Raw genomic sequence first — 23822 nt, forward strand, 5'->3', positions numbered from 1 at the left:
ATCCGGCGCCGACCGTTCGCAGCGCGGCATCTGCGGCTAGGGATTTTTCGGTTCAGCCCCTCAACCCTTCACCAGGCCGCTGTCCACGATCAGGTTCTGCCCGGTCACCGCGCGCGACCAGGGCGAGAGGAAGAACAGCACCGCGTCGGCGAACTCGGCCGGCGTGGTCACGCGGCGCAGCGGGGTCATGCCGGCGATGAGGTCGAACACGGCCTCGGGCGTGGCGCGGCTGGCGTCGGTGGTGCGCAGCAGGCCGCCGGACACCATGTTCACGGTGATGCCGTGCGGCCCCAGGTCGTTGGCCGCCGTGCGGGTGAGCGACAGCAGCGCGGCCTTGGCGGCGGTGTAGTCGTGGTAGGGCACCACGGGGTTCTGGAACAGGTTGGTGCCCACGTTCACGATGCGCCCGAAGCCCTGGGCCTGCATGGCGGGCAGCGCGGCCTGCAGGGTGTTCAGCGCGCCCTTCACCGCACCGTCGATCTGCTGCTGAAAGCGCTCCCACGCGATGGTGCCGATCTGCGGGCGCGCGTCGCCGTCGAAGCGGAACTGCGCCAGCGCGTTGTTAACCACCGCGCTGATGGGCTGGCCGGTGCGCTCGTGCGCCTGCGCGAAGAGGCGCTGCACGGTGGCGGCGTCGGTCACGTCGGCCTGCAACGCGATGGCGCGCGGGCCCAACTCTTGCGCCAGGGCCTGCGCGGCGGTGTCGCTGGTGAGGTAGTTGATGACCACGCCGGCGCCTTCGCGCGCCAGCGCACGGGTGATCGATTCGCCCAGGCCCCGGGCGCCGCCGGTGACCAGGACCCATTGTTCGGACAGTTGCATGGTGGTGTCGCTCGCTGAAGGGATGGGATTGGATGGATGAGTGGATGGATAGGGGACGGACGGATCGGTGGCATCGAGGGCCGTGCGCGGGCACGAAGGCCGCCCCTTCAGGCCGAAGGCGCGTACCCCAGCTGCCCCGGAAACACGCCCGGCCGCGAGCGGTGGCACAGCAGGGTGAGCTGCTGGCGCGCCCGTGTCATGCCGACGTAGAGCGTGTTCTTTTCCTGCGCGTAGGGCGCCTGGGGCACGGGGAACACGCCCTGCTCCAGGAACGGGATGACCACGTGGTCGAACTCCAGCCCTTTCACGTCTTCGATGTTGGCCAGCACCAGGCTGGCGGTGCTGCGCAGTTCGCGCTGGCGCTGCTCGGCGCGGTTCAGGTGCAGGAAGTAATCGCGCGCGCTGGCAAAGCCTTCGGCCGCGCTGCACAGGCCGGCGAGATTGGCGAGGGCGTCTTCGCGCCGCTGGCGCGATACGAACACCTCGCGGATCACGGCGTCGATCTGCAGCGCCTCCAGCAGGCGCGCCAGGGTGCCCTGGCCGCCGGCCTCGCGCGCCACCTCCAGCGCGTTGCGCAGACGCCGCTGCATCGCGGGCTCGACGTTGGCGACGATCTGGTGGGTGAAGAAGTTCTGCAGAAACAGCGGGTTGTCGGTCACGCTGCGGATGGCGTCTTCCAGCAGGGCCTGCTGCGATTCGTGCTCGCGCCCGGCCACGACGATGCGCGCGCCGCAGAAGAACACCAGCGCCCGCATGAGCTTTTCGCGGGTGCGGGGCTCGGCCACGCTGTCGAAGTTGTCGGTGGCCACGGCCAGCAGGCCGCGCACCAGCAGCACTTCGGGGCGCAGCAGGTAGCTGTCGAAGCCGCTCACGGTGTAGGGCACGTTGTCGGCCAGCAGCCGGTTCTCGATGCCCACCGACTGGTTGGAGTGGCGCAGCAGCACGGCGAAGCCGGCCATCTTGGCGCGCGGCCGGGCGCGCCACTGCGCGGCGGCCTGCGCGACCTGGTCCACGCAGTCGGCGGCATCGGCATACGAGAGCAGTTCCACCGCGGTGTCGTGCCCGGCGAGCGAGTCGTAGGGCTTGGCGGCCAGCCGACCGGCCTTGGCGGCGAGCTTCTTGCCGAAGCGGTGGCTGGGCGTGAGCCGCAGCCGCGCCACGGGGCGGCCGGTGTGCGCGGCGATGGCATCGCCCATGAAGGCCGCGTCGGCCCCGTGGGCGCCGTAGATGACCTGGTCGCGGTCGCCCACGCCGCAGAAGGTGCATTGCGTGGTGTCCAGCAGTTCGCGCAGCACGCGAAAGGCGGCCTCGTTCATGTCGTGCATCTCATCGACCAGCACGGCCTGCACGGCGCGCGGCCAGCGCGGCAGGCTGGCCGCTGTGTCGCCGCCGTGCAGGCGCCGCGCGAGGTCGTAGGTGGCGTCGAACGGGCCACGGAACAGCGGTTCGTCGGCCAGTTCGCGCCGGCGGATGCGTTCGTAGGCCAGAAACACCTTGAGCGGCGTGTAGCCCACGCCGATGTTGCCGGCATGGTCGGGCGATGCAGGGCTGCCGTCGCGCTCCAGGTCGTCTTTCATCGTGCCCTTGAGCCACACGCTGGTGGACAGGAATTCCTCGACGAAGCCGGCATCGCCCAGCGTGGGCAGCAGCAGCTCGTCGCGCCAGCGCTCGTGCTCGTTGTCTTCCACGCGCTGCACGGCCTGCCAGACGAAGGGGCGCAGCTCTTCCAGGTGGCGGTAGTGCGGCACGGCGGCTTCGTACTGGTCGGCCAGCATTTCGGCGCAGAAGGCGTCGAACGTGGCGATGCGAAATCGCTGCGCCACGGGCGCGGGCACGCCGATCTTGCGCAGCGCGGCCTGCAGCGCCTGGCAGGCGGTGGCCGTGTGCATGAGGGCCAGGCAGCGCTCGGGCGCCACGCCGCGCGCCCAGGCCTCTGCCATGCGCAGGGCGAGCGTGGTGGTCTTGGCCGCACCGGCGTTGGCCTCGATGACGAGCGTGCGCGCGGCGGATTGCTGGATCGCCTGCTGCTCGGCCGTGGGCACGATCTGCTTGGCCTGGAACAGGGGAGCGGGGGTGGTCGCCAAGGGATTCTTTTCAGGCGTGGCCCGCGCCCCGGCCCCGGCCGAAAGGCCCCGGGGCGCGCAGCGCAGGCGCAAAGCGAAGGAAAGGGGCGGGCCTCAGCGCCGGCGCTCGGCGCTCACGTCGATCTCGCCGAAGACGGTGACGCCGTTCGCGCCCTGGCCGCCGATGCCGTGCGTGCCGCGTGCTGGCGCTTCGGACGGCGCACCGCCCGCGCAGCCGGCCAGGCCACCCAGCAGCGCCAGGGCCACCACCGCCGCCAGACGGCGGCCGATGCGGGCGAGCGCGCTCATGCCTCGCCCCCCAGGTGCTTGCCCAGGATGCCGGCCAGCTCGAACATGGTGACCTGGTCCTTGCCGAACACGGGGCGCAGCTTGGCGTCGGCGTTGATGGCGCGCTTGTTGGTCGCGTCCTGCAGGCCGTTGGCCTTGATGTAGTCCCACATCTTCTTCACGGCCTCGGGCCGGGAGACCGGTTCCGGCCCGATCACCGCGGCCAGCGCGGCGCTGGGCGCCTTGCCGGCAGCGGGCTTGCGCGGCGCCTTGGGCGCGGCCGGGGCCTTCTTGGCCGCAGCCGACTTGGGCGCGGCCGTGGTCTTGGCGGCGGGCTTTGCGGTCTTTTTGGCCGCTGCCGCCGTCTTCGCTGCGCCGGCTGCTCCTGTTTTTGCAGCGAACGTCTTGCGCGGCGGGAACTTGCTGTCGCGCTGCTCGAACTCGAAGTTCACCTTGCCGGCCTCCTTGTCCCAGGCGAGGAACGCCTTGAACGCGCGGCGCGTTCGCATGCTCACGAACTTGTCGAGCAGGTCGGTCTTGCCGGTGGCGAGCAGCTTGCTCATCTGCGCGCGCTCCACGGGCTGCTGCAGGATGATCTTGCCGCTCTTGAAGGTGCAGCTGGGCGTGGGCTGCGCCGCCGTGGGCACGGCCTTGCTGCACACGTAGTTGCTGCCGTGCTCGTACACGGGCGCGCCGCACACGGGGCAGGCGCCCAGGCTTTCCTGATCCGAAAAATCGACCAGTTCGCCCGACTCTTCAGCGTTCTTGTCGTCGCCGAAATCGAACTCCAGCTTGTAGTTGTGCGCCTCGTCGTCATAGACGATGCCCACCTCGGCCGTGAACGGCCAGCCGGCCTTGGAGCGAAAGCCTTCCAGCGGGCCGATCTTCTTGTCGCGCAGCAGCCGGTCGGCCTCGGCGGTTTCGAAGGTGCGGCCGGCGGGCGACTTGCCGAACGAGAACCCGCAGGCGTCCGAGCCGTCGCCGGCCTTGCCCACGCAGGCGTAGCGGCGGTAGTTTTCCTTCACCACGCCGCCGCAGTTGGGGCACGGCGCGGAGAGCGTGGCGTAGTCGCCGGGAATGGTGTCGCGGTCGTATTCCTTGGCCTTCTTGACCATGCGCTCGGTCATCTTGGCGATGTCGGCCATGAAGGCCTCGCGGCTGAGCAGGCCCTTTTCCATCTGCGAGAGCTTGAACTCCCAGTCGCCCGTGAGGTCGGCGCGGCACAGCTCTTCCACTTCGAGCCCGCGCAGCAGCGTCATGAGCTGGAAGGCCTTGGCGGTGGGGATCAGCTCGCGGCCTTCGCGCAGCATGTACTTTTCGGTCAGCAGCCCTTCGATGATGGCCGCGCGCGTGGCAGGCGTGCCCAGGCCCTTTTCCTGCATGGCAGAGCGCAGCTCTTCATCGTCGATCTGCTTGCCGGCGCTTTCCATGGCGCCCAGCAGCGTGGCTTCGGAGTAGCGCGCGGGCGGCTTGGTCTTGAGGCCCTTGGGCTCGGCGTATTCGGTGCGCACCATCTCGCCGGGCTTGACGGGCACGAGGTTCTGGCCCTTGTCGCCGTCCTTGGCGCCTTCGACCTCGTCGGCCGCTTCCTTGCCGTAGATGGCCAGCCAGCCCGGGCGCACCAGCACCTTGCCTTCGGTCTTGAAGCTGTGGTTCAGCACCTGGCTCACCCGCGTGGTGACCATGTATTCCGCGCTCGGGAAGAACACGGCCATGAAGCGGCGCACCACCAGGTCGTACAGCTTCTGCTCGGCCTCGGACAGGCCGCTCGGCGCCTGCAGCGTGGGGATGATGGCAAAGTGGTCGCTCACCTTGCTGTTGTCGAAGATGCGCTTGGTCGGCTTCACGTAGTTGCCGTCCAGCGCCTGCCGGGCGAACGGCGCCAGGTGGCCCATGCCGCTCGTGGCCAGCATGCCGAAGGTGTCGCGCGCCACGGGCAGGTAGTCCTCGGGCAGCGCGCGGGAGTCGGTCCGCGGGTAGGTCAGGGCCTTGTGGCGCTCGTACAGGCTTTGCGCCAGGGCCAGCGTGGTCTTCGCGCTGAAGCCGAACTTGCCGTTGGCCTCGCGCTGCAGGCTGGTCAGGTCGAACAGCAGGGGCGATGCCTGCGAGGTGGGCTTGGATTCCTCGGTGACGCTCGCCGCCTTGCCGCGCACGGCCTCGGCGATGGCCAGCGCATCGGCGTGGTTCCACAGGCGGTCGGCCTTGGCCTCGGGGTCTTCGCTTTTCTTCCACTGGGGATTGAACCACTTGCCCAGGTACTCGCCCGCCTCGGCATGGAAGCCCGCGTGCACTTCCCAATAGTCGCGGCTCACGAACTTGCGGATCTTTTCCTCGCGCTCGACCACCAGCGACAGGGTGGGCGTCTGCACCCGGCCCACGGTGGTGAGAAAGAACCCGCCGTCGCGCGAGTTGAAGGCCGTCATGGCCCGCGTGCCGTTGATGCCCACCAGCCAGTCGGCCTCGGAGCGGCTGCGCGCGGCGTGGGCCAGGCCCTGCATCTGCTGCTCGGAGCGCAGCGATTCGAAGCCGTCGCGGATGGCCTGCGGCGTCATCGACTGCAGCCACAGCCGCTTGACCGGCTTGCCCAGGCCCTTGCCGTCGGGCTTGGAGCCCCCGGCGTACTGCTCGATCAGGCGGAAGATCAGCTCGCCCTCGCGGCCCGCGTCGCAGGCGTTGATGAGTTCGGTCACATCCTTGCGCTTGGCCTGGCGCACCACGGCCGACAGGCGGCTCTTGGTCTTGTCCACGGGCTTCAGGTCGAAATACGGCGGGATCACGGGCAGGTGGGCGAAGCTCCACTTGCCGCGCTTGACGTCGAATTCCTCGGGCGCCTGGATCTCCACCAGGTGGCCCACCGCGCTGGTGACCACGTAGCGGTCGTTCTCGAAGTGGTCCTCGTGCTTGTCGAACTTGCCCGCCACGGGAGTGAGCGCGCGCACGATGTCCTGGGCCACCGAGGGTTTTTCTGCAATTACCAGTGTCTTGGTCATGTTGTGGGTTTCGCCATTGAAAGGCGCTTCTACAATCCGCTTCTTCACACGCGTACACGCGCATGCGCCTGTGTGCCTATTCAAACTAACAGAGTTTTGCCATGCCCCGCACCGCATCGCCCGCAGCCCCCCCGTCCGCACCGGGGCGCCGCCTCCAGACCCGGCGCTCGGGCGTGCATGGCAAGGGCGTCTTCGCCGTGCAGGATATCGCCGAAGGCGAGGTGCTGATCGAATACACCGGCGAGGTCATCACCTGGCAGGAGGCCCAGGACCGGCACCCGCACGATCCCGCACAGCCCAACCATACCTTTTACTTCCACGTGGATGAAGACCACGTGATCGACGCAAAGTTCGCCGGCAACTCTTCGCGCTGGATCAACCACAGCTGCGCCCCCAACTGTTTCGCCGACGAGCAGGACGGCCGCATTTTCATCACCGCCCTGCGCGACATCGCCGCAGGCGACGAGCTGAACTACGACTACGGCCTGATCATCGAAGAGCGCTACACCCCCAAGCTTAAGGCCGAATACCCCTGCTGGTGCGGCAGCGCCAACTGCCGCGGCACGCTGCTGGCACCCAAGCGCGGCTGGGCGCCGCCGGGCCTGGTGCCTGAAAAACCGGCCAGGGCAGGCAAGGCAGGCAAGACGGCCAAGGACGCGAAGCGCGGCCAGTCCGCCCGCAGGGCCAAGGCATCGCCCGCCACCGAAACCGCCTTGCCGCCCCCGCCGGCCCGAAAGGCGCGGAGCCCCCGCCGGTGAACGGCCACGCCCCCGCCGCCCCCATCCGCTGGCCCGCCGAGGCCATCTGGGAGGCCGTGGCCCCGGTGCTGCCGGGCTTCACCGTCGAGGTGCTGCCGAGCGTGGACTCCACCAACACCGAACTCATGCGCCGTGCCCGTGCGGGCCTGGCCGAGCCCACGCTGCTCGTGGCCGAGCTGCAGACCGCCGGGCGCGGTCGGCTGGGCCGGCCCTGGCGTGGCGCAGTGGGCGATGCGCTCATGTTCTCGCTGGGCATGCCGCTGGCGCCGGCCGACTGGTCGGGCCTGTCGCTCGCCGTGGGGGTGAGCGTGGCCGAAAGCCTGCAGCCTGCGGTGCACCCCGGTGCCGCGCGCATCGGCCTCAAATGGCCCAACGACCTGTGGCTGGATGGCGACCGCAAGCTGGGCGGCATCCTGGTGGAGACCGCCAGCCTCGTTGCGCCGGGCGGTGACGTCCCGGCCGCCACGCGCTATGTGGTGGCGGGCATCGGCATCAACGTGCAGCCGCCGCAGGCGGACGGCATGAACACCCCGCCCGGCAGCCTGCAGGACGTGGAGCCGGGCCTGGATGCGCCCGCCGCGCTGCTGCGCATCGCCGCCCCGCTGATCGCCATGCTCCAGAACTTCGAGGCGTATGGCTTCGCGCCGGTGCAGGCGCGCTTTCACCAGCGCGACGTGCTCAGCGGCCGCGCGGTGGTCTTGACCGACGGCACCACGGGCACGGCCCATGGCGTGGGCGAAGACGGCGCACTGCTGGTGCACACCGCGCACGGCATGCAGGCCGTGACCAGCTCCGAAGTCAGCGTGCGGCCCGCCGGCCAGCCGCTGCCGCGCTGAACGAGAAAGCCCACCGCCATGCTGCGCGCCGCCGTTCTGGTTCTATTGCTCGCCAATGCCGGGTACTACGCGTGGGCGCAGGGGCTGCTGCGCTCGTGGGGCTGGGCGCCGCCCGAGCAGACCGAGCCGCATCGCCTGGAGCAGCAGATCCAGCCCGAAAACCTGCGCGTGGGGCGTGCCAGCGGCACCGCCAGCAATGGCCCCGGCAACGGCGGCGCGAGTGGCGCAGGCGGTGCCGGCGCGGCCAGCGCGGGCAGCGAGATCGCCGCATCGGGTGCGTCACCCGCCGCGCCGGTGGCAGCGCCCGCGCCCGCCACCAGCGAGCCCGCTTCCGTGGCGGCGGCACCGGCCGAGCCGGCCGCGTGCCTGCAGGCCGGCACGTTCGACAGAGGCCAGCTCGACGCGCTGCGCATGGCGGCTGCCAGCCTGCCGCAGGGCAGCTGGGTGCTGGAGCCTGTTTCGCTCACCGGCCGTTGGATGGTCTATATGGGCCGCTTCGCCGACGAGGAGGCGCTGGAGAAAAAACGCACCGAACTGCGCGCCCGCAAGGTGCCTTACGACCGGCCGGGCACCGCGCTGGAGCCGGGCCTGTCGCTGGGCCGCTTCTCGACCGAGGAGGCCGCCGAGCGCGCGCTGGCCACGCTGGGCACGCAAGGCGTTCGCACCGCGCGGGTGGTGCAAGAGCGCACCGACGCCACGGGCTATGTGCTGCGGCTGCCAGCCGCGACCCCGGCGCTGCGCACGCAGGCCGAGACGCAGATGCGCGCCCTGCTGGCGAGCCGGCCGCTGCGCGCCTGCGGCTGAGCGGGCAACGCACCGGCCCGTCGAAGCATTGCAGGGCCAAAAAGCCCTCCAGTGCATATTCCCCTAGGGGACATTGCTATTCATTCAATAGCACTCGCGTGGCATGCGATGCAGCGCCCGGTCAGGCGAGCAGCCGCAGGCTGCCGGGGCACAGGGTGTTCACCAGTTCTTCCATGCCTTCCACCAGCGCGGTGACGAGGGCATTCGGGCCTTGGTGGGGCAGCTCTTCGGCAAATACCACGGCCTGGCTCAGCACCGATTCCTCCAGCACGACAGGCGGCAGGCCATGCTGCTGCAGGGCCCAGTCCATGGCCATGAGGGCGGCAGGTGCGTTGCCTTCGTCGAGCGGGCGCAGGCTGACCAGGGCCTGGTACAGGCGCGCGGCGCGCTCCACGGCTTCCAGCCGGGTGAGTGCGGGATAGACGGCCGTGGCCGGCGAAAGCCAGGCCGCGAGCGTTTCCAGATGGCGCGGCAGCGATGCCGCCATGGGATAGCTGCGCTGCTCGCCCGGGCCGGGCAGGAAGGAGCTGGGCGTGGGCACGCCGGGGTCGCCGAAGACCGTGGCCCCGGCCGTGCCGGCAGCCAGCCGCTGGAATTCGCGCGTGCGCGCCCGTGGCCCGCCGGCGGGGCAGCCATTCAGGCGCCAGCCGATTTCCAGCAGGCGTTCGGGCGTGATGGGCTGGCCCGCGTGCAGCCAGGTGCCCACGGCCTGCATGGCATCGGACCAGGCGTCTTCCGTGCCCACGCCGTCGGTGCGCAGCACGAGCGACAGGCCGCTGCGCCAGGCATTCACTTCGGTGCGCAGGCCGGCATTCTTGCGCAGCACGCCCAGGCATTCCTGCCAGCCGACGACCACGCCGTCCAGCCGCGCGGCCAGGCGGGCCTGCTGCGGCGGGTTCCAGCGGGGCGCCTGCAGCAGGTTCGACAGCAGCGCTACGGGCGTGCCGGCCAGGTCCACCGCGGGGTGGTCCCGCACCAGGGCGGGCACCGAGTGCAGCTGCAGGTTGTGCGACAGGTCCAGCAGTTGCAGCACGGGCATGCGGGCCATGGCCTCGGGCACGGATTGCAGGCCGCAGTGCGTGAGGATCACCGTGGCCAGCCGGGGTGCCTGCGCCAGCGAATCGGGCAGTTCGCGCAGGCCGAAGTTGGCCGACAGGTCCAGCAGCTCCAGGTGCTGCAGCCACGCCAGCGCCTGCGGCACTTCGGTGACGAAGCAGTTGCGCGCCGTGAGGGTGCGCAGCCCCCGGCACAGCGCCAGGGTTTCGGGCAGGCGGTGAAAGCCCGTGTTGTCGGAGATGTCCAGGTGCTTGAGGAACCGCAGCCGGTCCAGGCCCGGCGGCAGGGAGGTGAGGCGCAGCACCCGAAGGTCGAGCTGCCACCCTTCTTCGCCCATCGAATGGCAGGCGAGCACGCGGTTCACGGCTTCGCGCCGGCGCTCCACGAACGTGGCGGCGCTTTCGGTGTCGTCATCCAGGTCGGCGGCGGCGGGGCGCAGGCGGCCCAGCATGCGCCTCCACAGGCCTTCCTTGCGGGGCGCGGGCAGGTTGGGGTCCGCGTCGCACCAGTCCTGCAGCTCGCGCAGCCAGCGGTCCATGTCGGGGGTGTCCGCCGTGGACGCGGCCGGCCGGGCAGCGCCGGGGGCGGAATAGTGGCGGCGCAGAAAGCGGAACGCCGAGTCGTCGTCCCTGGCCGAGCCGCCGGCTTCGGGGCCGGGGCCGTGGGATACGCGGGCATGGAAGTCGGTGGTCGTGGTCATGGCAGGGACACGCGGGCAGCGTGGGTCAGGGGTTGGTGACAAAAACCCGCCATGCGTGACGGGGTGTTTCCAATCTACAAACCCCGCACCGCGCCGATGGCCCGGGATGCGACGCCATGGCCGCGCGTGCGAAATTTCCGCCACCATTCAAGGCGGCAAAGGCGACGTCAACCGCCCGATGCGGTGCGCTGGGTTTCTTTCATGCCCTGCACCACGGCCGCAAAAAGCGCCTGCGGCGCCTCGGAAGGGCCCGCTGAAGGGAAGACCGCGGCATCGGCGAGCGCGGCGGCCACCTGCGCGCCGCCGCCGTCCGCCACGGGCGGCAGGCCTTGCCGCTGCAGCGCCCAGTCCATGGCCATGAGCGCGGCCGGGGCGTTGCCTTCGTCGAACGGCCGCAGGCTCACCAGAGCGCGATACAGCAGCGCGGATCGCTCCACGGCAGCCGGGGCCGACGCTGCCGTCGAACTGCCGGCGCCGAGCCACTGCGCCAGGGCGTCCAGATGGCCGGGCAGCGAACCGGCGCGGGGGTAGTCGAGGTGCTCGGCGACCGCAGGCTCCATGCCGTTTTTGCCGGCCGGGATGGCCTGGACCTCCGTCGCCCGCAACTGCGCCCCCCCGGCAGGCTGGCCATTCAGACGCCAGCCGATCTCCATCAGGCGCTCGCCCGTGATCGGCAGGCCCTCGCTCAGCCAGCCTTGCACCGCCGCGTCGGCATCGGCCCAGGCGGCTTCGGAGCCGGCACGGTCGGTGCGCAGGTGGAGCGAGAGCGCGCTGCGGGCCTGGTCCATGGCCGCGCGCCCCGGGCTGCCAGGCTGCAACGCGGGTCGGGATTTCTGCCAGTTGTCCGACAGCGCGGTCAGGGTGGCTTGCCACCCGGCGCGCTGCGCGGGGCTTGAGAGCAGCGGCTGCAGCAAGCTGTCCATCAGCGCTGCCGGCGTGCCCTTCAGCGACAGCGCGACCTTGCCGCCGAGCAGGCCGGGCGGCAGGGCATGCAGTTCGAGGTTGTGCGACACGTCCAGCGCCTGCAGCGCCGGCATGTCGGCAATGCCCTGGGGCAAACGGCCCAGGTTGCAATGGGACAGTTGCAGCGTCCGAAGGCGGGGCGACTGCGCCACAGCATCCGGCAACGCCGTCAGGTGCGGGTTGGCCGACAGGTCGAGGGTTTCCAGGTTCGGCAACTGAAAGAGCGACGCCGGCACCTGGGCCACCAGGCCATTGCGCACCGAAAGGCTGCACAGGTTCTGGCACCGGGCCAGTTCCTCGGGCACGGTGAACAGGCCGATGTTGTTCGAAAGGTCCAGCTTTTCCAGGTGCGGGAGCCGGTCCAGCCCCGGTGGCAGGGAGGACAGCGACAGCCATTGCAGGTCGAGCTCGCGCCCGTCTGCGCCCTGGGCGTGGCATTCGAGCACCCGCTGCATCGCCGTTTCGCGCTGTTCGGCGAGCAGGGGCAGTTCGTGACCGGGCTTGCCGGCACCCGATCGGCGCCCCCAGGCCGGCAGGCCGGCGAACCGCCTCGAATGGCTCTGCTGGGCGCGGTGCGGATCGGCATCGCACCAGCGCTGCAGCTCCTGCTTCCATCGCGCCACGCCGAGGGCGGCGTCCCGTGGCGACAGGGCGCTTGCCGGGTGGGTGCCGCTGGACGAGCGTGGCGGCAGGGCCTGGGCCTGGGGAGAGGCCGACAGGGAGCGGGAGGCGGGCTTCGGCCCGGCAGCCGTGGTGGCAGGCGATGCGGACGGAGAGACTGCGGAGGAAGACGCTTCGGAACGGGGCGGGTGCGGGTCCCGTGCGAACAAGGTAGAAAGCGATGTCATGGCGGGGGCGGGGCACGCGGCCCAGCGTATCGTGAAGGGAGGGTTAGCAATCTACGAAGCCCGCCGCCCTGCCTGCGCCGCCCGCCCGAAGCCGAGGCCCGCATTGCGAAGTTTCCGCAGCCGGCCCGAGCTGCGGCGGTTCGCTGGGGCCGGCCCTCGTGCTAGCCCCGCGGGTCGGTCGCCAGCAGCCAGTCCACCAGCGCGCGCAGGTCGCCCTGCAGCCGGGCGAACCCGGCCGGCTCGATGGCCAGCGTCTGCTCGTCCATGTAGAGCTTGCGGTTGATCTCCACCTGGATGCTGTGGCGGTGGGCCGCCGGGTCGCCGTAGCGGCGCACCAGCTCCACGCCCTTGTAGGGGTGGTTGTAGTCCACGCTGTAGCCGCGCTCCCGCAAGAAGGCGCAGACCGCCTGCGACAGCGCCGGGCTGGCGGTGGTGCCGTCGCGGTCGCCGATCACGAAGTCGGCATGGTGCAAGCCGGGGTGCAGCGTCGCGTGGCTGGCGGCCACGGCGGGCATGGAGTGGCAATTGATGTGGATGCTGTAGCCATGCCGGGCATGGGCCTCGTCGATCGCCCGGGCCACGGCCGCGTGGTAGGGGCGCCAGCAGCGGTCGATGCGGGCGCGCACCTCGGCCACGGCCAGCGGCCGGTCGTAGATGGGCACGCCCTCGTCGGTGAACTTCCAGATGAGCCCCTTGCCCAGCCGCACCTTCTGCAGCACGACGGGATCGGTGGTGACGGGATCGGTCCACTCGCCCTCGAACATGCTCACGTCCACTTCGGTGGTGTCGCGGTTGGCGTCCAGGTAGATGCGCGGAAAGTGCGCCTCGACCCAGGCCACGCCCAGCGCGGGCGCGAAGCCGTAGAGCTTCTCCACATGGGTGTCTTCGGCGCGGCGCAGGGTGGGCAGGTCGATGGCGGCGCGAAAGTCGTCGGGATAGACGGTGCCGCTGTGGGGCGAGTCGAGCACCAGGGCCGTGCGGCCGGGCGCGGTGGACAGCATGGCCGCCGGCGCCGAGGGCGCGCCCGCCGCACCGGGCTGGGCCGCCTCCAGGCGATGGCGTCGTTGGATCAGTTGCAGCGCTGCATGCATCGGCGCACTCCTGCGAAATCAGTCGAGCTGGATCTTGGCATAGGCGGCCACTTTCTTCATCTTGTCGATCTCCCGGACGATCTGCTGCGTGAAGTCCGCTGGCGAGGTGCCCGAAGCATAGAGCCCCTGGCCGGCGAGCCGGTCGCGCACCGCGGCCTCCTTGAGCGCCGCTGCCACGGCCTGCTGCACGCGCAGCACGGCGGCGGCGGGGGTGGACACCGGCGCCACCAGGCCGAACCACGACGGCTCGTTGGCCTGCGGAAAACCCAGCTGCGCATAGGTGGGCACCTCGGGCAGCACGTCCAGCCGCTCGGGCCAGGACACGGCCAGGGCCTTGAGCTTGCCGGACTTCACATGCGGCAGCGACGAGGCCACCTGGTCGAAATACACCGGCACCTGGCCGCCCACCACGTCGTTGATGGCCGGGCCGGCACCCCGGTAGGGAATGTGCACCATCGAAGTGCCCGTGCTGCTCTTGAACAACTCGCCCCACATGTGGCCGATGGTGCCGTTGCCCGGCGTGGCGTAGGACACCTTGCCGGGGTTGGCCTTGAGGTACTTCACCAGCTCGGCGAAGTCCTTCACCGGCAGCACCTTGGGGTTGACCACGATGACGCCGGGCGCCTTCACGATCTCGGTCACGCCGGCGAAGTCCTTGACGGGGTCGTAGGGCAGCCTGGAGAACACGGCCGGGTTCACGCCGTGGGTGGACAGCGTGGCCACGCCCAGCGTGAGGCCGTCGCCCGCGGCGCGCGCCACCTCGGCCATGCCGATGGAGCCGCCGGCGCCCGCGCGGTTTTCGATCACCACCGGCTGGCCCAGCAGGCGCTGCAGCGGCTCCTGCAGGGCGCGGCCGGCGATGTCGGTGGCGCCGCCGGGCGGGAACGGAACGATGATGCGCAGGGGCTTGTCTTGCGCGTAAGACATTCCAGGAAGGACAGTTGCGGCAGCCACGGCTGCGATCCATTGACGGCGTTGCATGGAATTCTCCTTGGTGATGGGGCGGAGATTACCGAATTCGGTGGGTGTTTAAAAGCAATTGGTGTGCCTGTTAACATTCCATTCAAGAATGTTTTGAGAAGCAGCGCGCCATGTCCTTGCGACGACTCAATCCCCCCTTGCACCTGCTGCGGGCCTTCTGCACGGTCGCGCGTTTCGGCGGCGTGTCGCGGGCGGCCGAAGCGCTGCACCTGACCCAGAGCGCGGTCAGCAAGCAGATGCAGGAGCTGGAGCGCTGGGTGGGCATCGCCCTCTTCGAGCGCAGCCGCAAGCGCCTGACCCTCACCCCCGCCGGCGAGCGCTACGAAAAGGCGGTGCGGGCCCTGCTCGCCAGGCTGGAGGCCGCCACGCTGGAGCTGATCACCAGCAGCGACGGCGGCGGCGCGCTGCACCTGTCCGCCCTGCCCACCTTCGCCGCCAAATGGCTCATTCCGCGGTTGCCGCAGTTCCAGCAGCAGCACCCGCAGATCACGCTGCACTTCGTGCCTTTCGTGCATGGCTACGACTTCGCCGACCCCGAGCTGGACTGCTCCATTCTCTTCGGCGACGGCCACTGGCCCGGTGCGCGGGCGCACTGCCTGGCGGGCAACGATGTGGCGCTGATCGCCCCCCCGGCCAGCGCGGGAGAGGCCGGCAGCCCACTGCGCGAGCCGCGCGACGTGGTGCGCAGCGCACTGCTGCGCCACGTCTCGGTGCCCGATGCCTGGGAGCGCTGGAGCGAGGTGCATGGCGTGTCCGGCCTGGACACGCTGGCCGGCCCGCAGTTCGACCAGTTCGAGAGCATGATCCGCGCCGTCTCGGTGGGCATGGGCGTGGCCCTGGTGCCGCGCTGCCTGGTGCAGGACGAAATCGCCGCGGGCGTGGTGGCCGAGCCCCTGGCGCAGGGCGGCTACACGAGCGAGCTGGGCTACTGGTTCTGCTACCCCGAGGCACGCGCCCAGCTGGCCACGCTGGACCGGTTCCGCCACTGGCTGCTGGGCGCCGCAGCGGCAGGGACGGAGGCGGAGGCGGCGGCAGCCAGCCGCTGAATCGAGGCCTTTTCGAGGCGATTCAAGCCAAAAGTGCCCGGCGCCCTAGTCAATCATGCACTGGCAGCTATTAAAACAATAGCAATCTCGCTGCTTGCCGTCGTTTTTGCCCGCGGACTGCGACGCCGATCACTCTCCGCGCACTTCGGCCACCATGCGTTCGAGCCGCTGCGCATCGGTCACCACCAGCGCCCGGCCGTCCTTTTGCAGCACGCCGGCCTTCACCAGCGCGCCCAGCTCGCGCGTGACCTGTTCGCGGTTCGTGCTGATCCGGCTGGCCAGGTCCGCATGCGCGGGCGCGGGCTCGATGCGGGCCTGGTTGGCCTGCACGCCGGCCAGGCGGGCCAGCCGCAGCAGTTCGGCATGCACGCGGTGGTGCACGCCCAGCGTGCTCAGGTCGATCACGCGGTCCGACAACTGGCGCACCAGCGTAGTGAGGTAGTGCATCACCCGTTGCGCGACCCGCGGCTCGTCGCGCAGCAGCGCCAGGAAACCCTCGCGCGACAGGCTGGCCACCAGGGTGTCGTCCACCGCCACCACGTCGGCCGAGCGCGGGCCGCCGTCGATGGCGGCGAGGCTTTGTTGCACAAACCCCATTCAGACCGAGATAACCCAAACCCCGGACGCAGCTACGCCACAGCGGGCACCGACACAGGCACCGTTGTCGGGCACCCAAGCTGCGTGAAGCGGTTGAGCAAAGCCACCCGCACATGCAACTCCACCACCTGGCGCTCAAACGTTCTGGCCATCACCCGCTCGCCCAGCCTTTTGAAGCAGTGCATCTTGGTCTCCACCAGGCTTCGGCGGTGGTAGCCGCTGCATTGCTTGCAAATCCCGCGCCCCAGCCTTTTGCACGCCCGTAGCGCTTCGTTGCGCACTGCCGCCCCCTGCCTGGTTTCCTTCCAAGGCTTGCCGTTCTTGCGCGGGGGTATTACCGCCTGCGCGCCTCTTTGCGCTATCGCTGCATGGCAGTCTTTGGTGTCATAGGCACCGTCGGTACTCACACTGGCTATCGGTTCATCCGGCGGTATCTGCGCCAGCAGTCCGGGCAGCATGGGCGCCTCGCCCACGCTGTTGTCTGTGACTTCAATGGCCCGTATCTCCAGCGTGCTGGCATCAATGCCCAAGTGCACCTTGCGCCACTGCCGTCGGTATTCAGCCCCGTGTTTCTTGCACTTCCATTCCCCTTCGCCCAGGAATTTGATGCCCGTGCTGTCCACCAGCAAATCCAGCGCTGTGCTGCTGCGCCGGTAAGGCAGTTGCACTTGCAGTGTTCTCTGGCGGCGGCTTAAGGTGCTGAAGTCGGGAACCCGCCAATTGAGCTTGGCCAACTCCAGCAGGCTTTGAATCAGCCCCAGGCTCTGGCGCAGTGCCAAGCCAAACAAGCACTTGATGCTCAGGCAAAACTGAATGGCTGCGTCAGTGAACGTGTGATGGCGACCCCGCTTGCCACTGGCGGATGCATACCACTGCATGTCTTTGTCCAGCCAGATCGTGAGCGATCCACGCGCTTTGAGTGCTGCGTTGTACTCAGTCCAATTGGTGGTCTTGTAGCGGGTCTTTGGCTGCACGGGTTCACTCATGCGTGCAGGCTACCAGCGCAAAGGGGCGGTTTGTGCAACAAAGCCTCCCTGGAGCCGATGAAGTCTGGATCAACACGGACCCGGACATCGGGATGAAGTTTTCATCCGAGGCTTCGGACGATTACGAGTTGAGCGCGGACCATTACGTCGCAACGCTCGGCCACGAAATGATCCATGCGCGGGACAGCCTGCACGGCATCCAGCCACGCCGCTCGCAAGACACTTCGACCTCTGGTCACCAGGGTTCGGACCGTCCTTTGGAAAAAGCGCTGCTGCCGGTGGAACTGCGCACGATCGGCGTAGGGCCCTATGCCGACGAGGTCCCTTCGGAAAACTCCATTCGCAGAGAGCATGGGCTGACACCGCGCAGGAGCTACCACGGCTTCACCGATGACCATTGACGGCAACCGGCGACAAATGCCTCTCAGGCCAATGCCGCCGCGTGCCCGCGCGTGAACGCCTCTTCGAACACCGAATAGCCCGACCAGTCCGCATGCGCGAACGCCAGCCGGGCGGTGCCAGGCGTGGGCGGCACGGGCACGCGATCTCCATTCGATAGCGCGTAGCGCTTGCCGGACGGGCGCTGGGGGGCGATTTTGCTCAGGAACGCCTGCGTGCCCGGCACGGGAACGGACATGGCGTGGCCATAGCGCGTGATCTCCATGCGCTTGGCGCGCTGGGCCAGGTCGGGGTGGGGCGCGGCCAGTCCGGTGAGGATGGCGTCGCGCCATTGCGCCCAGGGCTTTTCGGCCAGTTGCTGGCGGCCATCGGCCACGTCGCCCAGCGCCTGGTAGTAGGTGAGCACGGTGGCGGCCGGGCGCGGGTCCAGCCGCTGGTGGCCGGCGTTCACGTAGCCCAGGCCCCCGGGCGTGGGGTCGGCGTAGAGCACGTTGTCCCAGGCCGGGGCGGCACCCTCGCGGTCGGCCAGCGGGGCGTCGATGTGGATGTTGGCCACCAGCCAGGGCGACCACGACAGGCGCTGCGCCGCCTGTTGCAGAAAGCCCGGCGGGTTGCGCACCACGCGCGCCGCGATGAAGACCGGTAGCGCCACGATGCAGCGGCGTGCCTGCCAGCGCTCCACGCTCTCGCTGGCGTGGTGGAACACGTCCACCTCCACGCCCTGGCGGGTTTCCTCGATGCGCAGCACCGAGCTGCCGGTGCGCAGCTGGCCGCCGGCCTGCAGCGGCGCGGCCAGGCGCTGGGTGAGCCATCCGTTGCCCTCGGGCCAGGTGAGCACGCCCTCGCGGTCTTCGGTGGCCGCATCGCCGGGGGCATGGAAGCCGTGGCGGCTGGCGAAGTAGTGGATGCCCGCCCAGGCCGACACGCGCGCCGTGCCGGCGCCGTAGTCGTCGCGGCAGCAATAGTCCAGGTACCAGCGCAGGTGCGTGTCGTCGAAGCCCTCCTGCTCCAGCCATGCTATGAAAGTAATAGCGTCAAGCCCTAGATGGATCTGCGCCAGGGGCTGATTGGGCTTCCATCCTTTTAAAGCCGGCATGGTGAAGGGCGCGGCGCGGCCCAGTTCGGCCACGCGGGCGGAAAAGCGCCGGTACTGCGCCAGCGTTTCGGCGCCCACGCCCTGCACGGGCAGCAGCCCGTCCTGCCACTGGCCCTGGAAGAACAGGCGCTCCTGCGGGCTGTGGCACAGATGGCGCTCGTCGTAGCGCCAGCGGCCGGCCACGCGCTGGCGCAGGCCCAGTTCTTCCAGCAGGTCCTGCACTTCGCGGGCGGCATCGCCCGGCACGGGCAGGTAGTGCGCGCCCAGCGGGCAGGCGATGCCGGCCACGCTGCCGGCGCGGCTGTTGCCGCCGGCGGTGTCTTCCAGCTCCAGCACCACGAAGTCGTCGGTGCCGGCCAGCCGCAGCGAGCGCGCGGCCGCCAGGCCCGCCACGCCGCCGCCTGCGACCACCACCTGGGTGCGCCGCACGATGTCGGGCTCGATCGCCCCGCCCTTTTGCAGCCGGTCGCGCAGCGCATGGCCGCGCGCCATGTCGATGCCGGCAAAGCCGCCGTCCAGTTCGGGCGGCGCGCCGCATCCGGCAAGGGCGGCGGCAGCGGCCGAGGTGGCCGAGGCGGCGAGGAATTGGCGGCGTTGCATGGTGGGCGGTGCGGCCGGGCGGCCCGAGCGGTCAGTGGGCCGCCACCTTACCCCACTCCTGTTCGTAGGTGTGCACCAGCACCTGGTTGGACAGGCGGTTCACCTCGGCCGGCACGCGCGCCATGTCGCGCGGAAAGTCGAACAGCAGCGCCAGCGTCGGCACCGACAGGAAGCGCAGCCCCTCGGGGAGTGCCTGCGGCAGGTGCCACGGGCGGCGGCTGGCGATGACGAAGCCCCACTCGCCGAAGCTGGGCACATGCGCGTGGTACGGCGCCGTGCGCAGCCCCAGCGATTCGATGGTCTGCACCACCGTCCAGAAGCTCTGGCGCGCCACCAGCGGCGAGGTGGTCTGCACCACGGCATAGCCGCTGGCGGACAGGCGCTGCGCCAGCAGGGCATAAAAGCTGTTGGTGTAGAGCTTGCCGATGGCGAAGTTGGTGGGGTCGGGAAAATCCACCACGATCACATCGAACATGCCGTCATCGCCACCCGCCGCGCTCAAGGGGGCGGGGGCGGCGCCCGGGTCCGATGGCTTGTCCTGCAGCCACTGGAACGCGTCGGTGTTCACCACATGCACCTTGGGGTCGGACAGCGCCCCGCCGTTCAGCCGCGCGAGCGTGGGGTCGTCGGTGAACAGGCGCGTCATCGCCGGGTCCAGCTCGACCAGCGTGACCGACTCGACCGACGGGTACTTGAGGATCTCGCGCACCGCCATGCCGTCGCCGCCGCCCAGCACCGCCACGCGCCGCGGTCCCGCGCCGCCCGAGGCGAACGCCGCCATCGCCGGGTGCACCAGGGCCTCGTGGTAGCGGTACTCGTCGCGCTCGGCGAACTGCAGGTTGCCGTTGAGGTACAGCCGGTGCCCCGCCTTGCCCTCGGTGACCACGATGCGCTGGTAGGGCGTGGTGCGGCTCACCACGATGCGGTCCTGGTAGAACTTGTCCTCGGCAAAGCGCGTGATGTGCTCGGCCCCCGCCAGCCCGCCCAGCAGCACGCCGAACACCGCCACGCAGGCCAGCACGTGCGCGCGCAGGCGCCGCAGCTCGTGGCGAAACAGCCAGACCGCCCACAGCGCCACCGCCGCGTTCATCAGGCCGAACAGCAGCCCCGTGCGGATCAGCCCCAGGTGCGGCACCAGCAGCAGCGGAAACGCCAGCGACACCGCCAGCGCGCCAAGGTAGTCGAACGTGAGCACCTGCGAGACCAGGTCCTTCAGCACCGCGTTGCGCTTCAGGATGCGCATCACCAGCGGAATCTCCAGCCCCACCAGCGTGCCCACCAGCATCACCATGCCGTACAGCAGCACGCGGAACGCGCCCGGCGCGTAGGCATTGGCGAGGAACAGCGTGGCCGGCAGCGCGCCGCCCACCAGCGCCACCAGCAGTTCGATGCGCAAAAAGTGCGCCGGCAATTGCCGCTCGAAGTAGCGCGACAGCCACGATCCCACGCCCATCGCGAAGAGGTAGGTGCCGATGATGGTGGAGAACTGCAGCACCGAATCGCCCAGCACGTACGAGGCAAGCGCGCCTGCGGCCAGTTCGTAGAGCAGGCCGCAGGCGGCGACGACGAAGACGCTGGCGAGCAGTGCGATGTCGATGGGGCGGGGGGCAGGCGCCGCGCTGGCTGTGGTGGTGGGCAAAGAAGCGTCCGGCATCAGTGCTCCCATGCTTCGCCCAGCGCTTCGGCCTGCTGCAGCACCAGTTCGACGGCGCTGTCGGCTTTGTCGGGCGGGTATTTGTATTTGCGCAGGATGCGTTTGACCATCAGCCGCAGGCTGGTGCGAAGGCTTTCGCGTCGGCTCCAATCCACCGTGATGTTCTTGCGAAGGTTCTCCGTCAACTCATGGGCGATTTTTTTGAGCGTCTCATCGCTCAGTTCGCGCACGGCGGCCTCGTTTTCGGTCAGCGCGTTGTAAAAGCGCACCTCGTCTTCGGTCAGTCCGAGCTTCGCGGCCAAGCCGTGGGCCTCGCGAAATTGGCGGGCCATGTCCAGCAGTTCCTCCACCACCTGTGCCGTTTCAATGCTGCGGTTCTGGTAACGGGCAATCACCCCACTCAGCAATTCTGAAAACTTCTTGCTCTGCACCAGGTTGCTGGCAAAACGGCTTTTGATTTCGCCCTCCAGCAGGCGCTCTAGCAGTTCCACCGCCAGATTGCGTTCGGGCAGCGACTTCACTTGGGCCAGAAAGCTTTCGTCCAGCAGGCCGATATTGGGCTTTTCCAGCCCTACGGCGTCAAAAATATCGACGACGCGCTCGGACACCACCGCGTGGCCGATGATCTGGCGCACGGCCAATTCGCGCTGTTCGTCGGTGCGTTTTCGGGCCGTGATGTCGCGCTTGGTCAGAATCACCCTCACCGCCTGCATGAAGGCCACCTCCTCGCGCACGGCTTTGGCCTCGTCCAGAGTGCAGCTCAACGTGAAGGCGTGGCTCAGTGCCAGGGCCATGTCGGCGAAGCGCTTCTTGCCGTCTTGCCCTGCCTGGCGCGGCAGGCCCAGCACATGGTTGGCCGCGCCCGCCAGCACGCGGTGGCCGCCGGTCAAAAAGCCTGCGTAGTCGAACCCGTGCAGCAACGCCCGCAGCGCATCGAGCTTTTCCAGCACCACACTGAAGGCTTCATGCGCGTCCACCGTGGGGCGGCCCCGGCCGTTGGCTGCGGTGTATTCCTTCATGGCGGCTTTCAGTTCGTTGCCGATGCCGATGTAGTCCACCACCAACCCGCCTTGCTTGTCCTTAAACACCCGGTTCACGCGTGCAATGGCCTGCATCAGGTTGTGGCCCTTCATGGGCTTGTCCACATACAGCGTGTGCAGGCAGGGTGCATCGAAGCCGGTGAGCCACATGTCGCGCACGATCACGATGCTCAGCGGGTCGGCCGGGTCCTTGAATCGCTTTTCCAGCCGCTTTTTCACCAGTGCGCTGTGGATGTGCGGGCGCAGCAGCGGTTTGTCAGAGGCGGTGCCGGTCATCACGACCTTGATGGCGCCTTTTGCGGGGTCGGCGTCGTGCCAGCCGGGGCGCAGGCGCACGATCTCGTCATACAGGTGCACACAGATGTCGCGGCTCATGCCCACCACCATGGCTTTTCCAGACTGGGCATGGTTGCGTTCTTCGAAATGCGCCACCAGGTCTTGTGCCACAAGGGCCACACGGGGCTCGGCGCCGACTATTTGTTCCAGCGCGGCCCAGCGGCTTTTCAGGCGCGATTGCACGCTTTCTTCCTCGTCCTCGGTCAGCTCGTCCACCTCTGCGTCGATGTCGGGCATTTCCTCGGCCTTCAGGCCGAGCTTCACCAAGCGGCTTTCGTAAAAAATGGCCACGGTGGCACCGTCTTCCTTGGCCTGCTGCATGTCGTACACATGGATGTAGTCACCGAACACCGCGCGGGTGTTGCGGTCGGTGCCGCTCACCGGCGTGCCCGTGAACGCAACGAACGTGGCGTGCGGCAGGGCGTCGCGCAGGTGCTGGGCGTAGCCCACCTGGTAGCGGCCCTGCAGAGCGTTGCCATAGGCGGGCGGCGTGAATTCGACGCCGTGCGGTGGTGCGATGCCATCGCCAGTCACTATGGGTTTTGTAGATGTCTGAGCCAGATACCGGTGCGCTGAAGCTGTTTTCTTTGCCTTGAACCTGGCCTCGAATCCATACTGCGTGCGGTGGGCCTCGTCGGCAATCACCACGATGTTGTGGCGGTCCGACAGCATGGGATAGCTGTCCTCGTCTTCGCCGGGCATGAACTTCTGGATGGTGGCAAATACGATGCCGCCGGAGGGACGATTGGTCAGCAGCGCGCGCAACTCCTGCCGAGTACGGGCCTGCACGGGCTGCTCGCGCAACAGGTCTTGCGCCAAGCCGAACACGCCCAGCAACTGGCCGTCCAGGTCGTTGCGGTCGGTGATCACCACGATGGTAGGGTTGTGCAGTGCGGGTTCCTGCATCACGCGGGCGGCAAAGCAGGTCATGGTGATGCTCTTGCCGCTGCCCTGCGTGTGCCACACCACACCGCCCTTCCCCTTGATGCTCGGATCTGCGCCACGGCCCGGCGTGGCAGCAGCCACCACTTGCGCAATCGCGGCGCGCACCGCATGGAACTGGTGGTAGCCCGCAATCTTCTTCACCAGTTCGCCATCGTCCTCGAACAGCACGAAAAAACGCAGGTAATCGAGCAGGTAGTGCGGCGCCAGCACGCCGCGCACCAGCGTCTGCAGTTCGTTGAACTGGCCTAGCGGGTCCAGTTGCACGCCGTCAATCGTGCGCCATGCCATGAAGCGCTCAGCGCTCGCGCTCAGCGATCCCAGCAGGGCCTCGGAGCCGTCCGAGATCACCAGCACCTCGTTGGTATGGAAGAGGTCGGGGATCTGCTCCTTGTACGTCTGGATCTGGTCGTACGCCTTCCAAACGCTGGCGGCTTGGTCAGCGGGATTCTTCAATTCCAGCAGCACCAGCGGCAGACCATTCACGAACAACACCACATCGGGTCGGCGCGTGTGGCGGGGCCCGCGCACGCTGAACTGGCTCACGGCCAGCCAGTCGTTGTTCTCTGGCGCGTCCCAATCCATCAGGCGCACGAAGTCGCCCACCGTCTCGTTGCCGCGCTGGTACTGCACCGGCACACCCGCCACCAGCAGCCGATGAAAGCGCCGATTGGCCGCCAGCAGCGCAGGCACGCCCAGGTCCTGGACCTGCGCCAGCGCGTTTTCGATGGCAGTGGCCGGCACGCCGGGGTTCAACCGCACCAGGGCAGCCCGCAGACGGCCTTTCAGCAACACCTGGCGGTAGTCGTTGCGCTCGGGCGCGGAGCCATCGGGGGCAATGTCGGGACCGGCAACGTGGACGTAGCCCACATCCTGTAGCCAGGCCAAGGTTTCGCGTTCGAGCTGGTCTTCGGTCATGGCAATGT

Annotated in this window: 17 protein-coding genes and 1 pseudogene; 5 read left to right on the top strand and 13 right to left on the bottom strand. The window is 68.9% G+C overall.

The window, feature by feature from the left end; genetic code table 11:
• Window positions 1-60 precede the first annotated feature (60 nt).
• The 4 genes from AVHM3334_RS12160 to AVHM3334_RS12175 all read right to left on the bottom strand — a co-directional run bounded on the left by AVHM3334_RS12160 (window position 61) and on the right by AVHM3334_RS12175 (window position 6163).
• Complete coding sequence (locus AVHM3334_RS12160) at window positions 61-822, bottom strand: 3-oxoacyl-ACP reductase (RefSeq protein ID WP_284412616.1); 762 nt, start codon at window positions 820-822, stop codon at window positions 61-63.
• Window positions 823-929: 107 nt separating this feature from the next.
• The gene (locus AVHM3334_RS12165) at window positions 930-2906 is read right to left on the bottom strand and encodes a UvrD-helicase domain-containing protein (protein ID WP_284412618.1); all 1977 of its coding nucleotides are present in this window, start codon (window positions 2904-2906) and stop codon (window positions 930-932) included.
• 93 nt (window positions 2907-2999) lie between these two features.
• Window positions 3000-3194 (bottom strand): hypothetical protein, encoded by a 195-nt coding sequence (locus tag AVHM3334_RS12170; RefSeq protein ID WP_284412620.1) that lies wholly within the window; start codon window positions 3192-3194, stop codon window positions 3000-3002.
• The gene (locus AVHM3334_RS12175) at window positions 3191-6163 is read right to left on the bottom strand and encodes a DNA topoisomerase III (protein WP_284412622.1); all 2973 of its coding nucleotides are present in this window, start codon (window positions 6161-6163) and stop codon (window positions 3191-3193) included. Before AVHM3334_RS12175 ends, AVHM3334_RS12170 begins: the two co-directional genes overlap by 4 nt.
• Window positions 6164-6264: 101 nt before the next feature.
• Between AVHM3334_RS12175 and AVHM3334_RS12180 the strand changes: the two genes are divergently transcribed.
• Genes AVHM3334_RS12180 through AVHM3334_RS12190 form a run of 3 tightly spaced genes read left to right on the top strand, consistent with a single transcriptional unit; the run spans window position 6265 to window position 8561 of the window.
• Complete coding sequence (locus AVHM3334_RS12180) at window positions 6265-6921, top strand: SET domain-containing protein (RefSeq protein ID WP_284412624.1); 657 nt, start codon at window positions 6265-6267, stop codon at window positions 6919-6921.
• The gene (locus tag AVHM3334_RS12185) at window positions 6918-7757 is read left to right on the top strand and encodes a biotin--[acetyl-CoA-carboxylase] ligase (protein ID WP_284412626.1); all 840 of its coding nucleotides are present in this window, start codon (window positions 6918-6920) and stop codon (window positions 7755-7757) included. Before AVHM3334_RS12180 ends, AVHM3334_RS12185 begins: the two co-directional genes overlap by 4 nt.
• A gap of 18 nt (window positions 7758-7775) precedes the next feature.
• The gene (locus tag AVHM3334_RS12190; protein ID WP_284412628.1) at window positions 7776-8561 is read left to right on the top strand and encodes an SPOR domain-containing protein; all 786 of its coding nucleotides are present in this window, start codon (window positions 7776-7778) and stop codon (window positions 8559-8561) included.
• Window positions 8562-8682: 121 nt separating this feature from the next.
• Here AVHM3334_RS12190 and xopAC (AVHM3334_RS12195) read toward each other — a convergent pair whose 3' ends face one another.
• The 4 genes from xopAC (AVHM3334_RS12195) to AVHM3334_RS12210 form a co-directional block, all read right to left on the bottom strand.
• Window positions 8683-10317, bottom strand: a complete 1635-nt coding sequence (gene xopAC / locus AVHM3334_RS12195; RefSeq protein ID WP_284412630.1) for a XopAC/AvrAC family type III secretion system effector — start codon at window positions 10315-10317, stop codon at window positions 8683-8685.
• A gap of 167 nt (window positions 10318-10484) precedes the next feature.
• Window positions 10485-12128, bottom strand: a complete 1644-nt coding sequence (xopAC, locus tag AVHM3334_RS12200; RefSeq protein WP_284412632.1) for a leucine-rich repeat domain-containing protein — start codon at window positions 12126-12128, stop codon at window positions 10485-10487.
• A gap of 161 nt (window positions 12129-12289) precedes the next feature.
• The gene (locus AVHM3334_RS12205) at window positions 12290-13219 is read right to left on the bottom strand and encodes an N-formylglutamate amidohydrolase (protein ID WP_284412634.1); all 930 of its coding nucleotides are present in this window, start codon (window positions 13217-13219) and stop codon (window positions 12290-12292) included.
• Between the two features lie 18 nt (window positions 13220-13237).
• Window positions 13238-14200, bottom strand: a complete 963-nt coding sequence (locus AVHM3334_RS12210) for a Bug family tripartite tricarboxylate transporter substrate binding protein (protein WP_284412636.1) — start codon at window positions 14198-14200, stop codon at window positions 13238-13240.
• 110 nt (window positions 14201-14310) lie between these two features.
• Between AVHM3334_RS12210 and AVHM3334_RS12215 the strand changes: the two genes are divergently transcribed.
• Window positions 14311-15246 (top strand): LysR substrate-binding domain-containing protein, encoded by a 936-nt coding sequence (locus AVHM3334_RS12215; protein WP_284412638.1) that lies wholly within the window; start codon window positions 14311-14313, stop codon window positions 15244-15246.
• A gap of 129 nt (window positions 15247-15375) precedes the next feature.
• On the opposite strand, the pseudogene AVHM3334_RS12220 reads toward AVHM3334_RS12215, so the two are convergent.
• A pseudogene (locus AVHM3334_RS12220) lies at window positions 15376-15822 on the bottom strand (Crp/Fnr family transcriptional regulator); the annotation flags it as partial.
• Between the two features lie 53 nt (window positions 15823-15875).
• Complete coding sequence (locus AVHM3334_RS12225; protein ID WP_284412640.1) at window positions 15876-16829, bottom strand: IS5 family transposase; 954 nt, start codon at window positions 16827-16829, stop codon at window positions 15876-15878.
• A 32-nt stretch (window positions 16830-16861) separates the two neighbouring features.
• Here AVHM3334_RS12225 and AVHM3334_RS12230 point away from each other — a divergent pair, with 32 nt between their 5' ends.
• Window positions 16862-17230 carry a M91 family zinc metallopeptidase gene (locus tag AVHM3334_RS12230; RefSeq protein ID WP_284412642.1) on the top strand — a complete coding sequence of 123 codons (369 nt, stop codon included), beginning with the start codon at window positions 16862-16864 and terminating at the stop codon, window positions 17228-17230.
• Window positions 17231-17253: 23 nt separating this feature from the next.
• Here the strand turns inward: AVHM3334_RS12230 and AVHM3334_RS12235 are convergent, their stop codons facing one another.
• Genes AVHM3334_RS12235 through AVHM3334_RS12245 form a run of 3 tightly spaced genes read right to left on the bottom strand, consistent with a single transcriptional unit; the run spans window position 17254 to window position 23814 of the window.
• The gene (locus tag AVHM3334_RS12235) at window positions 17254-18924 is read right to left on the bottom strand and encodes an FAD-dependent oxidoreductase (protein ID WP_284412644.1); all 1671 of its coding nucleotides are present in this window, start codon (window positions 18922-18924) and stop codon (window positions 17254-17256) included.
• A 31-nt stretch (window positions 18925-18955) separates the two neighbouring features.
• Window positions 18956-20578: a polyamine aminopropyltransferase gene (locus tag AVHM3334_RS12240; RefSeq protein ID WP_284412645.1), complete on the bottom strand. Its 1623-nt coding sequence runs from the start codon at window positions 20576-20578 to the stop codon at window positions 18956-18958.
• Window positions 20578-23814 (bottom strand): type I restriction endonuclease subunit R, encoded by a 3237-nt coding sequence (locus AVHM3334_RS12245; RefSeq protein WP_284412647.1) that lies wholly within the window; start codon window positions 23812-23814, stop codon window positions 20578-20580. The genes AVHM3334_RS12240 and AVHM3334_RS12245 overlap by 1 nt, the downstream gene beginning before the upstream one ends.
• Window positions 23815-23822 lie beyond the last annotated feature (8 nt).

The organism is Acidovorax sp. SUPP3334, assembly GCF_030159055.1.
In the GTDB taxonomy this organism is placed as follows: Bacteria; Pseudomonadota; Gammaproteobacteria; order Burkholderiales; family Burkholderiaceae_C; genus Paracidovorax.

Excerpts from the sequence above, each read along its gene's own strand:
- AVHM3334_RS12175 (WP_284412622.1), bottom strand. The coding sequence starts at position 6,163 with ATGACCAAGACACTGGTAATTGCAGAAAAACCCTCGGTGGCCCAGGAC.
- xopAC (WP_284412630.1), bottom strand. The coding sequence starts at position 10,317 with ATGACCACGACCACCGACTTCCATGCCCGCGTATCCCACGGCCCCGGC.
- AVHM3334_RS12245 (WP_284412647.1), bottom strand. The coding sequence starts at position 23,814 with ATGACCGAAGACCAGCTCGAACGCGAAACCTTGGCCTGGCTACAGGAT.
- AVHM3334_RS12240 (WP_284412645.1), bottom strand. The coding sequence starts at position 20,578 with ATGCCGGACGCTTCTTTGCCCACCACCACAGCCAGCGCGGCGCCTGCC.
- AVHM3334_RS12190 (WP_284412628.1), top strand. The coding sequence starts at position 7,776 with ATGCTGCGCGCCGCCGTTCTGGTTCTATTGCTCGCCAATGCCGGGTAC.
- AVHM3334_RS12235 (WP_284412644.1), bottom strand. The coding sequence starts at position 18,924 with ATGCAACGCCGCCAATTCCTCGCCGCCTCGGCCACCTCGGCCGCTGCC.
- AVHM3334_RS12160 (WP_284412616.1), bottom strand. The coding sequence starts at position 822 with ATGCAACTGTCCGAACAATGGGTCCTGGTCACCGGCGGCGCCCGGGGC.
- AVHM3334_RS12180 (WP_284412624.1), top strand. The coding sequence starts at position 6,265 with ATGCCCCGCACCGCATCGCCCGCAGCCCCCCCGTCCGCACCGGGGCGC.
- AVHM3334_RS12225 (WP_284412640.1), bottom strand. The coding sequence starts at position 16,829 with ATGAGTGAACCCGTGCAGCCAAAGACCCGCTACAAGACCACCAATTGG.
- AVHM3334_RS12210 (WP_284412636.1), bottom strand. The coding sequence starts at position 14,200 with ATGCAACGCCGTCAATGGATCGCAGCCGTGGCTGCCGCAACTGTCCTT.
- AVHM3334_RS12205 (WP_284412634.1), bottom strand. The coding sequence starts at position 13,219 with ATGCATGCAGCGCTGCAACTGATCCAACGACGCCATCGCCTGGAGGCG.
- AVHM3334_RS12170 (WP_284412620.1), bottom strand. The coding sequence starts at position 3,194 with ATGAGCGCGCTCGCCCGCATCGGCCGCCGTCTGGCGGCGGTGGTGGCC.
- xopAC (WP_284412632.1), bottom strand. The coding sequence starts at position 12,128 with ATGACATCGCTTTCTACCTTGTTCGCACGGGACCCGCACCCGCCCCGT.
- AVHM3334_RS12215 (WP_284412638.1), top strand. The coding sequence starts at position 14,311 with ATGTCCTTGCGACGACTCAATCCCCCCTTGCACCTGCTGCGGGCCTTC.